Here is a 15,510-nt window from a genome sequence, read left to right as displayed (position 1 = left end):
GTATGGCAAAGGGAATAAAGAAAATTATTTGGACCGGCGAAGGTAAAGTATATAATGCTAACAAAGGATCTATACCCGGTCAGTTAGTGGTAGTAGCTCCAGATCAGTATGTTTGGTTCAAAATAGGAGAATGGCAGCCCGGCACTACCGAGCAAGATAGAAAGAAAGATATAAAATGGGCCGTTTTTAACGAGAAAAGCGTCATCGATCTTCAGAAAACAATACCCAGCAATTTTAGCTATGGTTACCGGATACCCAAAAAATTATGCGGACCATACCTGTGGTACATTGAAGCAACATGGAGCGGGAATTTCGATAGTAAATCAGGTTTAAAGATCAGGGGCGAATCACCTGCAAAAATAGTAGACAGCAGGTGGACTCAAAATGAAGGAGGAGCAGATGTACGCAAAACTTACCAGTTTTCGTACGGAGAACTCATCTGGCTCAGGCTTTTTACCGAAGGCTTAAATGGCTATGATAATGTAGAGGTTAGGGTATTCAGAAAATTGAGATCAGCACTAGGCCTATGGCCAAAAGATGATGAAGAAACCCGAAAAATTTATCGGGTAAGTGTAACCAATGGCGAAATTAACCTAAAAATTCCCAATACGTATTCATGGTACCAGTCTATGAATGATAGATCGGATGTTGAAGAATTTTATGTGCGTGTGGTGCATCCCGTAACTGGTAAATATATTGAAGATACGGGAGGTAAGGGTGATACTGCCCATGCCCGGTTTTTAAGGATAAAAGATAAACTTAAATCGCAGATAGTAGAAATACCCGAAAACAGAACACCGGTAACCATTTACCAGCCCGATAAAAATGAGGCAAGATTTGAGTTGTGCAAGTTTGAACAAATTAATGTAACAGAAGAAGGAAGTAAACCCGAACTAGTTTTCGATAATGGAAGTGGAGTTAAAAATGTAATCGATAAACGGGAAAAAACGTTAGAGTCTATTATTTTTAAATTTGATAGTACAGAACTTTTACCCGAAAGTCTTAAGCAGCTTAATAATATATTGCGGTTCTTGCTTGAGCATCGATACAGTACTATTCAACTTGATGGTTTTGCTTGTGTAATCGGTAAACAGAACCATAACAATGTATTATCAGAAAACAGGGCAAAAACAGTAAGAGAGTTTTTTATCAAAGGGAAATTAGATCCTAATCGGATCAAAACGGCCGGACATGGAGAAGTAACCCCCACAGACGATAAAAAAGGTCGCGACAATATTAAATATAAAAATGAGGCAGACTATCAGAATAACCGGAGGGTAGATATTGCATTTGAATATTACGGGCATAATGCACAAACTATTATTTATGAAACTATTGTTGGCAATAAACCAAAAGATATTACCGTAGAACCCGTAAAATTCGATACCAAAGCTTGTTTTGACCGCAAAAAGCACAATAAAACCATCAAATTAATCAACATTGATGTAAAAGCGGAGAATGAGGGCAAAATTACAGTTCCGGCAGTATCAACAATGAGTAAGTTCAATGTTATTCCATTAAATTACATTTGGCCCAAGCGGGATGGATTAATGAATAATTACATGGTTCATATCCATTCTTGCAGGTATTATTCTGTTCAGAACAATCCTACACTGGCTATACATGTATACTCTGATATTAAATGGACCATAGAATTTAAATGGTCGCATACCCAACCCTTTGCCTACACCTACGGTAATAAGTTGTACGGTTATGAGTTAGATGACGCAAAAAAGAAAGCAATAGGCGCTGCAGTAGATGCCGGCTGGTCTGAAAACTTTGGTGAGATGGCTCAAAAGTTTGAGTTATCATTTGTAGGAGAATGGACTACCTCAGCAGGTAAAAAGCAAAAGGTTGAATTTAGTAAAGAGTGGTCAGAACGCATTGCTAAAACCCTGAGGGTTATAAATCAGGTTAAGCAAATGGCAGATCGTGTATCTAATTCCTGTTTGGCCAAAGGTAGGTTCATGTTCGAGGTGAAGGCACCAGTTTTAGCGGTGTCTGCTCAATGGTATTTAAAAAAAACAAACAAAGTTGTTGGAGAGATTGTCGAAATCGGCGCAGAAACAAAACCGCTTATAGAAGCCGCTCTCAGTATAGATCTAATCGATATTGTTCTAAAATATGGTGGAAATGCTATATGTCCGGGGGCTGGTGAAGTACTCACTTGGATTAAGGATAAAATGAACAAATATGTTAAGATAACTTTTTTGATTACCGTAGGCGGTGCACTTAATATTGCAGGGAAATCCATCATCAATGTTAAATTCCCTAAGGAAACAACCGGTGAAGTCAAAATTACCGGTGAGCTCAAGGTCAATATCGAATTTAAAGCTACGGCCAAAGCCGAAACGGGTAGTATGGGGGTTTCGGGGATTGTAAAAGCGGATGCTAAAACAAGCGTTACCGGAGGCGTAAAATTAGGCGCTGATAAAGAAGGAGTATTTGTCGCTCCAATAGCAGAATTCGGAGGCATAAAAGCCACCTTTGTTGCTGCTACAACAATTAAATTTGGTTTTATTAAGAGAACTTTTAGCTTTGATGGTGATGCTGTTCTTGTTGAAAAAGACGATGTTAAATTTAAGAAACATTATTTGGTTTAATTTTATATACTCATGAAGAAAAATATAGCTTTTTTAGTTTGTTTAATCTTTTTAGGCTGCAGTCCAAAAAAAATTGACTTAAAAGATTTGGTCCTTGCCGAAAAGCCCAATGTAGATTTGTCTGAATTCACCAAAAATATAAAGGAACAAAAGGGACGCTTTGAACTACCAACAAAAGATGGTGTTCAGTTGGTTGATAAGGGAGAAAAGATAGTGTATTATTTTTTCGCAGGGAACGATAATGTAACTTTCAACAAAACGAAAATCGCAGAAGTTTTAGAAACAAAAGTAGTAACCTACAATGGCGATGTGAGTTTTATTAGTGTACATCCGGATAATAAAGATGCTGCAAACTTACTTAAGGATATGCTGAAAAGCTATTCGACACCCGATTCCATTATTTATAATCAAAGAAAATTTGATGACAATGAAAAGGAAACGCCTGCATTATTAAAAAGCCTTATGCCACATCTTGTTAAAGAAGTTGCTGATGAATTTGATAATAAGGCTACGCAATATCCCCAACAATTGTTTTGGAGCAAAAATGATGTATTAACCCAACTGGTTATAGATCCGACTAATGCTAACCTAAATATGTCAATTAAGATTATAACTAAAAAGGCATATATGGATCACATTGTTGAGGAATATGCTAAGCCGCTATTAAAAGAATATGACAGTCCGTATGCACATCTTTTTAAAAAATAACCTTTATGACTGAACCATATTATTTACTGGAATACAATATTTCACTGGCAAATTTTGATCTCATTGTAAACGATGTAGTTGTTCATACCCATACCGAAGGAGGTAGCATCCATTCTCAATACCCGATAAACCACTTTATTTTATCAAGCGGCAATCAAAGTTTTAGTGTTGTTTTAAAGCCAGTTGAAGGTGAACTGATTAATCCTAACGCCGAAGCTCAGATAAAAATAAACGTTTTGGATTCGGCAAACGGTAATTTTGATAATCAACAGACAATAACAAAACTAGATGCCCCGGCTTTAAATGAAAAAAAGCTACCAGAATTAAAAATAGGAGGTGTTTTTAAAGCTGAAGTACCTTATCAAACATTAGGTTGGGTAGCATCCCATATGATTGATGTTAAAAATGAAAATAGCTTAAAACTTGTTAATGATTTTTATCGCAGCATATACCTTCTTTTCAGGGATAAGAAAATCGACGAATTATCCGCTCTGTTAAAAAAGAGATATCACGAAACGGATACTTCCATGTATTTGGAAGAAGATAATTTGAGTGCGTTAAAAAATATGTTCGCTATGTTGGCAGAGGAAGATTATGTTTTACAAGAATTTCCTAATCAAACCAAATTAGAATTTTATGCACAGAATAAATTGTTAAACCTAAAAAGAAAGGATCACAGCCCTATTATTTCTTACCTCAAAAAGGGAGCAAATGAAGAGTTTGGTTTCCCTTTTTATATACACCTGCCAAAAGGTAATAATGGGTTCGAAATTATCCGCTAGATTCACAATTACCAGGAATAAAAATTAGAAGAGAATACTATTTATAGTCGCAATTGTATTTTTTTGGCTGTAGTGCTCAAACTAAAGACCTTAAAAACCGGGGCATATTGGAAAAATGCATGTGCAGGTAAAGATGTCTGTTGAGTTATCGGCCTTAAATAGGAGAGATGGAGCAGCTAAAGACTGGATCACTTTCCTTGCTTTCGATTGGTATAAAATTAGTAATTGTCCAAAATTACGCTTCAAAAAGTAACGCCTTGTCTAAAAATGCTACAATATTTTAAGCTATTGTATGTAGCGAAAATGAGACGGCTGGTGGTTTCAAAAAAAATACATTTTTTTTCTTGTCAAAAATCTGCGTTCTGCTAACCGTAGGATAATATTTTAGAATTTGGTGTACGCGTTAGCTGTTATATATGAGTAACATACACAATAATTGGCTTAATATTTGGTTTATATTTAACGTAGCGGAGGCTATACTAATCAAATTTTTTAACCTTTAAATTTTAAAACTATGGCTTTCAAAGCTAGATTAAATTTTTCGGGCAAGGAGTACGATGTGCTTCATTGTGCCTATGCGTTAAACCGCGATGTAGATGCTAAGGGAAGACCTTCTTCCGGAGTTTACGGCGGTACCATCGACATTGAGATCGAGTCAACCGAAGACACCTCAATAATCGAGGCGATGGTAAACAACCAGTACAAACCTATTACAGGAACCCTTCTGATCAAGAAAACAGAGGAAGATGCCAAAATGAAAGAAGTTAACTTCGAAGATGGCTACATTGTTAAATATTCCGAAGGGATCAACATTGTGGGCGATCACCCGATGACGCTCAAATTCCAGATTTCAGCCAGGAAGCTTAAATTAGGCAACGCCGAGCACCTTAACGATTGGCCAAAAGCCTAAAGGGAGGTTGAGGGTAGAAAGGTTGAAGGTGTAAGGTTTAGGGTTTAAGGTAAATAAAATGCCAACCGCTTTACACTCTACGCCAACCGCCCGTCGCAATTCATTCATTTTTCAAAAACATTAAAACTTACTACAATGGCATTCAAAACCCGTTTAAACTTAGGATCAAAAGAATTTGATGTACTACAGTGCAGCTTTTCATTAAATAGAGATGTTGACGCAAAAGGCCGTCCATCGTCAGGTGTTTATGGTGGCACCATCCACATCGAAATCGAATCAACCGAGGATACTTCTGTGATCGAATCGATGGTAAACAACCAGTATAAGCCGCTTTCAGGAACATTGGTTTTCAAAAAAGGCGAAGAAGATGCAAAAATGAAGGAACTGTCTTTCGAAGATGGTTATATCATCCAGTATAACGAGGGTATTGCGGTAAACGACAATACACCTATGACATTAAGTTTTGTGGTATCGGCCCGTAAGCTAAAACTGGGCAACGCAGAACACGAAAACGATTGGCCTAAAGCTTAAATCTTAGCAGACCAGGCCACAGATATCCCTCTAGTGCCTGGTCTTATGCTTTTTCCTTAATTAAACGGAATAGAATCGCAATAAACATTTAAATACCTTCTCATGGCAGATGTATTTGCTTTTAAAATCGATAAAAATATACAGAAGCAAACAAAAAAATATGCACATAACTTACTATGGGCTCTTTTAGCCATAGGTTTTGCCGCATGCCAGCAAAATAATAAGAAGCAGAATGTTTTACCTGCTGCTGTTAATAAAGATTCTTTGGCTTTAGTTAATACAAATAAACACCTGGAAGGCGAAAAAAATCAAGATCCGCCAAAAGAAATGGTGCATGAGCTTAAAAAGGAAGCAGGGTACATTGTGCTGGTAAATATTACCAGGGTTGACTCCGTTTACAATGCTGAAAAGGTTTTTAGTGCGAAAGTATTGAAATCATTTAAGGGGAAGCTAAAACCTATGGATAGCCTGAAGTATATGGTAATGAGTGATTTAAAATATATTGAATACCCAAATGATACGCTGATTGTTTTTCTTCAGAAAGCTAAATCAACTCTTTCATCTTCAGGAAACAAGAATGTATTTTTCTATGCACTGGAAAATGCATCATTTAAAAGTACTAAATATCTTGATTCACTTCTAACCAAAAAATAGCATGCCACTTTCTTTGCCAAGTTTTACCGATTTAAGGATAAATTACCCAGCAACAAGTAGCGAACTGGTAAAAGCAACAATTGGTGGGGCTGTTAATGCTGCTTACATTACCAATACCTGTGTGGTGAGGATGAGCAGGGCGTTTAATTATCTAGGTATTAATAACAAGGTTTTTAGCATAGGCCTGCCTAGCTGGAAATATACCACAAAACAGGATTTCCTGGCCCAGGAAAAGGTAAAAGTCCATGCCATACCCACTCGGTATCCGTATACTAAAAAGTTCGAAACTATTGCCGGAGCTGATCAAAAGCGCTATTGTTTCCGGGTGAGCGAATTTTTCGACTACCTCAACCACAAATATAAAAAACCCGATATTAAAGTGGAAAAAGGAGTTAGAGACACTTGGATCGCACATCATGATTTAAGGGCGTTTCAAAATAAAATAGATGGCGTATCGGGTATTATCTGCTTTAAAACCCAGTTTAGTGATGCGACAGGTCATTTTACCCTTTGGGATGGCTATAAATGTTTATATCAGGATTATTTCTTAGACCCCAGAACCAGCGGAATTTATTTGTGGATTTGCTAAAAGATCGAATTTATGGAAAAGAAACTCATTGTAGAAATTAACATAGAAAATAAGGCAATTACCCATTTTGCCTCATTTAGCTTAAAACAAGCTTTTAATGCGCATCATTATTTCGAGCTGCGGTTTAACCACGATCAGATGGGTTCGCCGGGAATGATCAGTCTTAACGACAGTCGCGATTTTGTGGGTAAAACCCTTACCGCTTCCTTTGGCCACGATTCTGGTGGTTTACAGGAATTTGCTGGTCTGGTAACCAAAGTAGAACTGGCGCAAAGCCACGGTTATCATGGTGTACTGATTGTGAGCGGTTATAGTCCAACGATCTTGATCGATCGCGGTCCTGATTTAGGTTCTTATCTCGATAAAGATTTAAATTCGATCGTAACTCTTGCTACATCTGATGTTCCCTCAAACGATATTAAAATTGTGGCCAATGCCGCTAGAAAAGATCCTATTGATTACTTAATTCAATACAGGGAGAGTGATTTTGATTTCCTGAACAGGCTTTCGGGCGAATATCATGAATGGTTTTATTATGATGGCAAGCAATTGAATTTTGGTAAGCCAGATGATCAAAAAGAAGTTGCCTTGATTTATGGTCGCGATGTACAAAACCTGCAGTATGCCATGGAAATTGCGCCAATCAAGAATAAACGTTTTGCTTATAACCCAAAACAGGATGAGATGCTCCAGAGTGAAAGCAGCGGACAGGGAGATGGACCACCCGACCTCGCGCACGCCATACAAGTGTCTAACGCGATGTATAGCAAAACCTTTAATCAACCATCGCTTATCCGGGTAGACAATAACAACGACATTAAAAATCATGTACAGAATGAAGAAAAGGCACACATCAGCAATTTATTGAAAGTAAATGCAAGTGGAGATAATGCTGCTTTGAGTATTGGCAGTATCGCCGAAATTACGATGAGTGTGAGAAAAGAACTGTCTTTTTCTACAGAAAGCTTGGGTAAATTTCTAATCACCAGTATCAACCATGATATTGATGGTACAGGTAAATATTATAACACTTTCGAAGGTGTGGTAGCTACAACGGAGCGCCTTTTGGTAAAAAACTATAGTAAACCAAGCCCGGATATGCAATTGGCAGATGTAATAGACAATGCCGATCCGCAAGGGCAGGGGCGTATTAAGGTAAAATTTAAATGGGAGTGTAAAACCAATGATGTAACGGAGTGGCTGCGGGTAATTACACCAGATGCAGGAAGCAGCGATAAAGTGAGCAAAAACAGGGGGTTTGTATTTATCCCCGAAATCGGCGATCAGGTAGCTTTAACCTTCGAAGAAGGCAATATTGCCAGGCCAATTGTATTGGGTTCGGTATTTCATGGCAAAAGTAGTAGTGGCGGGAGTGCCAGCAATAACAGTAAAAGTTTGACTTCTAAAAGCGGACATACTTTAACCATGGATGACGGTGCGGGTATGATTATGCGGGATAAAGACAGCAATTTTATCGAGCTCGACGGAGCCGGTAAAGCAGTTTTCGAAACTAAAGAATCAATCTTGATTAAATGCGGAGAGAGCAGCATTTTTATGGATAAAACGGGAAAAATCATCATTAAGGGAAAGGATATTTTAACACTGGGAGAAAACATCGGAAATTCTGCCTCAATCAGTATTGGTATAGGTGTAGGGCCTGAAGATGGAACACCAACTTCTGGTATCGGGATAGAATCACAAACCTTAGATATCGGTACAAAAACGCTATCGATGAGTGGCGAAACAGAGGCCAATCTGGCTTCGAAAAAGATTAATGTGGGAGGCGAAAGCGAAACGAATATCAGTAGCGGTACCATCAATCTAAACTAATTTTCGACATTAAAGCTCCATGAACCCAATACAACTGGAATTATTTAAGATAGATAAACAATGGCAACAAGTAGTAAGGCAACATCCATCAGAAACCCTGTTTCTCTGTTTGGGTGAGCGGCACGAAGTAAATTTATTCGAAGCTTATTTTAAATACCAATTAACAGAAGAAAGCAGAACCAACGATATGTTCCTGCTCCATTATCAGGAATTCCAGAACAAAAATGATTACGGTAAAAGTTTGGTTAAAGAATGGAAGGAGATTTTTGACTTATGGCAGAAGGATACAAGAGCCGGTGTTGTTTGGGATATTGAAACAGGCCAGGGTGCCCGAAATTATAAAACAGATGCCTATTTGCCTGTTACAGCACTTATAAGGTTATGCAATCTTTATCCTGAATTAAAATTAAAGAAAATACATGTTCAGCTGGCACCAACTACCACCCATGATGTAACTGGCCTATCTGAATGGATTAACGAATGGTGCAGCTGTGTTAAAGCGTTCGATAACCATAATATTAAACTGGTTTATACCGAGCACCATACACACCGTACCTTAAAAAAATTAAAACAGGGTACCGAATTCAGGATCAATATTGATGTGAGCCAGTTGATGCAAAATGCGGCAGCACATACCAACCGGGAGAAGAACGACCCTGAAAGTGATTACCAGCAGCAGATCCTGATTGCAAGTAATTATTTAAGTAAAGGCAAACATGAGCAGGCCAATGCAGTTTTAGAACGGGCAATTGTAATCGCCCAGAAACAAGGATTGCACGAGGCGGTAGTGGCAGCAAGAATAATGCTGGCACAGAGTTTAGCCGTAAAGAATAAAAGGAGTGAAGCACGCCAACAATATGAGATGGCTTTGGCCCGTGCTGGAGAAAACACACTATTGAGTGCACATATCCACATGAGCTATGGCAGTTTCTTACTGGCACATTCGGGTAAAGATGAAGCTAAAAAGTACTTCGAAAAGGCAATTAAAATCGCAGAAATTATAGAGAACGATTTTATAGCAATGGAATGTACCCGCTTACTTGGTCAGCTTTCGGAGAGCAAAATAACCGGCTCTGCAAAAGCAATGGATTATTATTTGAAGTGTTTGGAAATTGCCAGAAAAATGCCGGTTGAAAAACGGCGACAAAGTTCGATGGCTTATACCGCATCGATCATGTTAAAAAAATATGGTGAGGAAAGCCCTGAGGGCAAAAAATTAGATATGGATATGCGGCAGGATTACGGAGAAGACTGGAAATCAATGGCTGAAGTGCCAAAAAATCACGCCAATCCATTATCATAAAAAATATACGGATGAAAAAAGTAAAAGCGAGTAAACCGAATATGTCTACCGATAGGTCAATCAGCCTATCTGCAAGCTTAACCAAAGCCGAACCAAAAGCCGTTGGTGGTGGTGGCGGCGTTGCCCCCGGAAGTAATCCCCCAGCGGCAAAAAGCACCTTAAAGCTTGTAAAGGCTAAAAAGCCTGCAATGGCCAATACCGCGGTACAACATGTTAGCAAGCATTTTGATGTGGTACTGGCTATCGATTTTCACTGGACAACCATTCCCCTTCCGCCATCTTTTGGGTTTATTCCTTTGCCTTTGCCACATCCTTTTATTGGGATGGTGTTCGATCCAATGGATTACCTGCATTTCAGTATTCCTATTCCAAAATTTGCACAGGGTTTAATCGGTACGGCCAGTATCCCGATGGGCGGCTCAATTTATGTACATGGTCGCCATAAAGCCACTACTACCACTACAGTTATGGGTGTTTTACTCCCGTTTAGGCACATCAGTTCTATTCCAGTTTATTTTATTGTGAATATCCCCGGCTCGCCACATGAGGGCGAGGTATACTGGGGTTCTACTACTGTAAAAGGGCAAGGCTCGGAAATGAGCGGTTCTAATCCTGGCCAGGTGCTTACCTGCTGGTGCCCGCCAATGGGTTTGAAGCCCTTGCCAACTGTACCTGGTAAATTGAAGAAAAACCCATTGGCTTATTTCGCTTTTTACAGCGATTTATTGAGTATGTATGTACAGATTAATACTGGTAAACCTGTGTTGGTTGGTGGTACATTTGCGCCGCATAATTATACGCTGAAAGAGTATTTAATGCGTTTTGCGGCCATTGGTATTATGAGGGGGCTCACCAAATTAGGTGGGGCTTTAGCTAAAGGGGCCTTAAAAGGCGTAAATAAGCTTCTCCAGCGAATGTTGGGCAAAACAAACCCGCTATCAAAAAAACTCTGTCATTGGGGATTGGAACCTGTTAATTTTGTTACTGGTGCCATGTTTTTCGAATGGACCGATTTCGAACTGCATGGTGGCCAAACACTGGCCTGGAACAATGTATGGCGCAGCGATAAGCCATATGCAGGTATGTTGGGCAATCAGGTTTACAATAATTACGATTTATATATTTATCCCGATCCGGAAGCTGAAATTGTTGGTTTTAGCCATCCGAAAGAAAATATGGTGATGCCTTTGCCCTATATCGAACCATATTCAGGCAAACAGTACGATCGTGCACAAAAAATCTGGATGGAACGGCCCGATGAAAATACCTGGGTGCTCACCATTGATCAGGATATTTATACCTATGCGCTTTTTAGTGGCGGAGTTGATGGCGATATTTACCGCATAAGCAAAATTGAGTACAATAGCGGCACCAACCTTACATTTTACTATCAAAAACAACTTTTATCCCGCATTGTAGAAAATTCTGGTCGTGTGCTCGAAATGCAGCACAATGAGGCAAGTACGGCAATTAAAGCAGTTTATTATCAATATAAAAATACCAGCGATCTGTTGGTGAGTTACGATTACGATCAACGCGGCAATATGATCAAAGTATACGATCAGGCAGGTAAAGCTATCAGTTTTGAGTACGATGATCACGATCGCGTAGTGAAAAGAACAAACCGCAACGGGATGGCCTATTTCTGGCGTTATGATGAAGAGGGCCGCGTAATCCATACCGAAGGCAGAGATGGTTTTATGAGTGGATCGATTAGCTATTTCCAGGAAGAAGGATATAACGAAGTATATTATCGCGATGGTAAAGTAGAACGCTATTATTATGATGAAAACGATCTGGTGTACAAAAAAGTAGATGCTATGGGTGGCGAAACCTGGTATGAACACGATCGTTACAATGAAGAAAAAATGATTTCCAGCCCTGAGGGTAGGGTAATCGGTTATGAATACGATGAGAGGGGCAATATCACCACTTACCATACGGCAGATGGCGAGCAGTATCAGTATGCATATGATGACAATAATAACCTGATATTGCGCAGTGATCCGGCTGGATCAAACGAAACATGGTTGTACAACGAGCAGAACCAATTGCTTAAACATGTGCAAAAAGATAATCGTATAGTCGATTTTTATTATACCGAAGGACAAAAATTACCCATATTTTGTCGCGATAATGATGGCTATGAAGTTCATTGGACATATAACAGTTTAAATCAACTAATTGAATCGGTTTCGAGCGAAGGCAATAGCCGTCGCTGGACTTATGATGATTACGGTCGACTGATCCGTTTTAGCCCCGATGGTGATCAAACTACGATCTGGGAACGTGATGAAATGGGACGCGTAATCCTTGTGAAAGATTTTGGAGAAGAGGCTTTACGTTTCGAATACGATGCCTATGATCTTCCGGTTTACGCCACCGATGGCCGCGAAGAATGGCACATGGCCTACACCCCAATGGGTAGCCTAAAAACACAAAAAAGAAGCAGTCAATCATCCAGTCAAAATGCCCAGGTCCTTCATTTTACCTATGATAAGTGGGAAAATTTAAAAGGTATTACCAACGAAAAAGGGGAAGAGTATACCTTTTTAAGAGATGCGAATGATGATGTGGTAAAAGAAATTGGTTTTGACGGGCAAGAGCAGCAATATATCCGTAACCAGGACGGGCAGATTATTAAAACGATACAGGCCGATGGAAAGGCTGTGTACCACAATTACGATCTGAGCGGCCGATTGGTATACAGCAGCTATGAAGATGGTACTTACGAAGCCTTTCAATACAATAAACTTGGTTTGCTCATTACAGCGGAGAACGAACTTTCTTCGGTTAATTTTAGGCGCAATCCGTTGGGTATGATCACCCAGGAAATACAGGATGGCTACCAGGTTAATTATCAATATGATGTTTTTGGAAATCTGACAAGTTTAAAAAGTTCATTAGGGGCCGATATAAAATACGATTATAATGAAATTGGTTATCTGAATGGCATCGCAGCTAAAAGTGGCGGATCGGCAGAATGGACAGCAGCTATTGGCCGGAATAAAAACGGACAGGAAACCAACCGCAGTTTAAGCGGCGGGGTTAGAGCAACATTCGATTATGACCATGAAGGCCATCCAATTAGTCAAAAGGTCGAAGCCAGCCGTTCCATCACAGCATTTAAACAATATGCCTGGGGGCCAAACGATAAACTGAATAGCTGCTTAAACAGCATTACGGGCGGTAGCATCAATTACAGATACGATACTTTTGGTAGTCTTTCTTCGGCAAGTTATAGCGATGGTAAAGTGATTTATAAGAATCCCGATGAAACAGGAAACTTATATAAAACAGGCGATCGCAGCGACAGACGTTACGATAAAGGTGGTAAACTGCTTAAAGATGACCAATGGTATTACCGTTACGATGCCAAAGGCAACCTGGTACAAAAAAGTAAACGTAATATTATCGGTCTGGTAAAAGAGGAAGCTACTAAACCTGAAGACAATGGCTTATTTGGCAAAAAATTAAACTGGGGAATGGCCAGCCCTGATGTTCCCAAAGCTGAAATGCTTGAAATCTTAGCTGATGCCGAACCCGATTTACCAGAGTGGAAAGAAGGTGACTGGGCTTACGCCTGGACGGCTAATGGCATGATGAAAGCGGTTAAAAATCCACATGGCGAGATCATCAGTTTCGAATACGATGCTTTAGGAAGGAGGAAAGCCAAAATTGTTAAAAATACGGTGTATCGTTATGTGTGGGATGGGAATTTACTCCTTCATGAATGGAGCTACCCCTTAAACGACCGGCCAAATTTAGTAGTGAATGAAGACGGTCTTCTCAGTTATGATAGAACAGAACCGCTGGGCAATGATTTAATTACCTGGGTTTACGATCAGAATGAATTTAACCCAAGTGCCAAAATCGTTAATGGCCAGTACTACTCCATTATTAGCGATTATTTGGGCACACCTGTACAGGCTTTTGATGATGCAGGTAAAAAAGTGTGGGATTGCGAACTTGATATTTATGGAAAAATCCGTAAACTTAGCGGCAGCAGGGAATTTGTTCCGTTCAGGTATCAGGGGCAATATGAAGACGTAGAAACCGGGCTTTATTATAATAGGTTTAGGTATTATGATCCGGAAATTGGAGGATATATAAGTCAGGATCCCATTGGATTATTTGGAGGTAATCCTACCGTTTATGGATATGTATTTGATAGTAATTATGAGTTAGATGTATTTGGCTTAAAAACCTTTCAGCAGGCACTAGGTGATTATGGCGAAAAGTGGGTGAAAGAAGCTTTACAAAATTCAAATAAGTATTCCCGTGTATTTCAAGTTCAAAATGCTTCTGGTCACGGTATTGATGTGGTGGGTATGCGCCATGATGGAAAATTTGATATTTTTGAAGTGAAGACTAATATTTCAGGCGATGTTGGGAAATTGTCGGCGAGGCAGCTTGAAGCAGATGAGTTTATAAATGATATTTTAACAAAGAAAAATATTTCTGACTTTGGGCTTAGTTCTAAGGAAGCGAACCGGATTTTAAAGAATATAGGTGATAAGCGTGTAGTAGATGTATTTGTAGGTAGAGGGCCTAAAGGGCGGTTTAAAGTGAAATCGGCTTTGATATCTGATTGGGATGAGATATCTAAAATACAAAAAGGGTGTAAGTAATTTTAGTTTGAAGCATATGAACAACGAGTGGGTAGTAATAAAAAAGAAGGTATTACAATATTGTATTTCATGTTTATCGTCTATTGAATCGGAAGGAGTTCCCATTGAACAATTTATGGGTGAATTTATTACTAAAGGCACCGAAATGTTTGAATCTGAGGAAATAGTATTTGGTGAAAAAGAAATTGTTCAACATCATATTCCTGATGTATTGAGTACTTTTATTTATGGTCTTGATATCCCAAATGCAATTAAGGAATTTGAAAGGGAGAAAACCGAAAAGCACTTTAAATGCCTTTTAGGAGCCTATTATAAGGATGTACTGTTGGGGATATTTTGCCAGAAAGAAGGGTTGTTTTTAGCAGGAAAATTACATACAGATATTTCTCTGTCAGTTATTTTATGCGCCGGATTCTTTAATGATAAATTAAATATGATTGCCGAGCATTTGGATAGTTATTTATCGGCTAACTCGCAAAAAATCTTTGGTTATTCCATTCAATCTGAATATGGCCGTTCAAGTATCTTATATTTAGCTGCATTTATATTAGGTATTTTTGGAAATGCTGAAGCGAAAGAGAAAATTCTTAAATTTTGTACCCCTCCTCATCCAGCATATATCACTGCGACAGACAATTTATATTCAGATGATGCGCAAATCGTTAATGATTGGGTAAATCAGTTAGCAGAGTTTCATATAAGTAATAGCAAAGAAGACCATACATTTGCATTTAATCGAGAGTACTGGCAATATTTTCCTGTAGAAATTATAGCACTACTTCAATTACGTTCTCAAAAAGGCTTACCTATTGATTTTATTACGCATCCTTTGTTAAAAGATTTTCTACCTTTTATAGCGCAACAACTTCCTATTCCATTGGATGAAACAACCCAACAACTGGAAAAACGGATTTTAGAAAAATAGAGCTGTGATAAACTGGGGCAATATTTTAATTAAAAAAGCAATAA

General features: G+C 38.9%; 11 protein-coding genes. All 11 read left to right on the top strand.

Annotated features, from left to right (window positions below):
- Window positions 1-2: 2 nt before the first annotated feature.
- Complete coding sequence (locus tag LQ227_RS08335; protein ID WP_230148994.1) at window positions 3-2,603, top strand: OmpA family protein; 2,601 nt, start codon at window positions 3-5, stop codon at window positions 2,601-2,603.
- Between the two features lie 12 nt (window positions 2,604-2,615).
- A complete protein-coding gene (locus tag LQ227_RS08330; protein WP_230142641.1) occupies window positions 2,616-3,311 on the top strand; it encodes a hypothetical protein in 696 nt (231 codons plus the stop codon).
- Window positions 3,312-3,316: 5 nt separating this feature from the next.
- On the top strand, window positions 3,317-4,093 hold the full coding sequence (locus tag LQ227_RS08325; protein ID WP_230142639.1) for a hypothetical protein: 777 nt from the start codon (window positions 3,317-3,319) through the stop codon (window positions 4,091-4,093).
- A 514-nt stretch (window positions 4,094-4,607) separates the two neighbouring features.
- Window positions 4,608-5,003: a type VI secretion system tube protein TssD gene (gene tssD, locus LQ227_RS08320; protein ID WP_025141859.1), complete on the top strand. Its 396-nt coding sequence runs from the start codon at window positions 4,608-4,610 to the stop codon at window positions 5,001-5,003.
- A gap of 135 nt (window positions 5,004-5,138) precedes the next feature.
- Window positions 5,139-5,534, top strand: a complete 396-nt coding sequence (gene tssD, locus LQ227_RS08315) for a type VI secretion system tube protein TssD (protein ID WP_025141860.1) — start codon at window positions 5,139-5,141, stop codon at window positions 5,532-5,534.
- Window positions 5,535-5,636: 102 nt separating this feature from the next.
- Window positions 5,637-6,188 (top strand): hypothetical protein, encoded by a 552-nt coding sequence (locus tag LQ227_RS08310; RefSeq protein WP_230148992.1) that lies wholly within the window; start codon window positions 5,637-5,639, stop codon window positions 6,186-6,188.
- A 1-nt stretch (window position 6,189) separates the two neighbouring features.
- Window positions 6,190-6,777 (top strand): T6SS effector amidase Tae4 family protein, encoded by a 588-nt coding sequence (locus tag LQ227_RS08305; protein ID WP_230142637.1) that lies wholly within the window; start codon window positions 6,190-6,192, stop codon window positions 6,775-6,777.
- 12 nt (window positions 6,778-6,789) lie between these two features.
- Window positions 6,790-8,607: a type VI secretion system Vgr family protein gene (locus LQ227_RS08300; RefSeq protein ID WP_230142635.1), complete on the top strand. Its 1,818-nt coding sequence runs from the start codon at window positions 6,790-6,792 to the stop codon at window positions 8,605-8,607.
- A gap of 19 nt (window positions 8,608-8,626) precedes the next feature.
- Complete coding sequence (locus LQ227_RS08295) at window positions 8,627-9,910, top strand: hypothetical protein (protein ID WP_230148990.1); 1,284 nt, start codon at window positions 8,627-8,629, stop codon at window positions 9,908-9,910.
- Between the two features lie 11 nt (window positions 9,911-9,921).
- Window positions 9,922-14,541: an RHS repeat-associated core domain-containing protein gene (locus LQ227_RS08290; protein WP_230142631.1), complete on the top strand. Its 4,620-nt coding sequence runs from the start codon at window positions 9,922-9,924 to the stop codon at window positions 14,539-14,541.
- Entirely contained in the window at window positions 14,507-15,466 is a 960-nt protein-coding gene (locus LQ227_RS08285) for a hypothetical protein (RefSeq protein WP_230148988.1), read from the top strand. Before LQ227_RS08290 ends, LQ227_RS08285 begins: the two co-directional genes overlap by 35 nt.
- Window positions 15,467-15,510 lie beyond the last annotated feature (44 nt).

It is taken from the genome of Pedobacter sp. Bi27, assembly GCF_918698255.1.
Lineage (GTDB): Bacteria > Bacteroidota > Bacteroidia > Sphingobacteriales > Sphingobacteriaceae > Pedobacter.
Note: the sequence above shows the minus strand (reverse complement) of the source record. Positions and strands in the feature narration are given on the sequence as shown.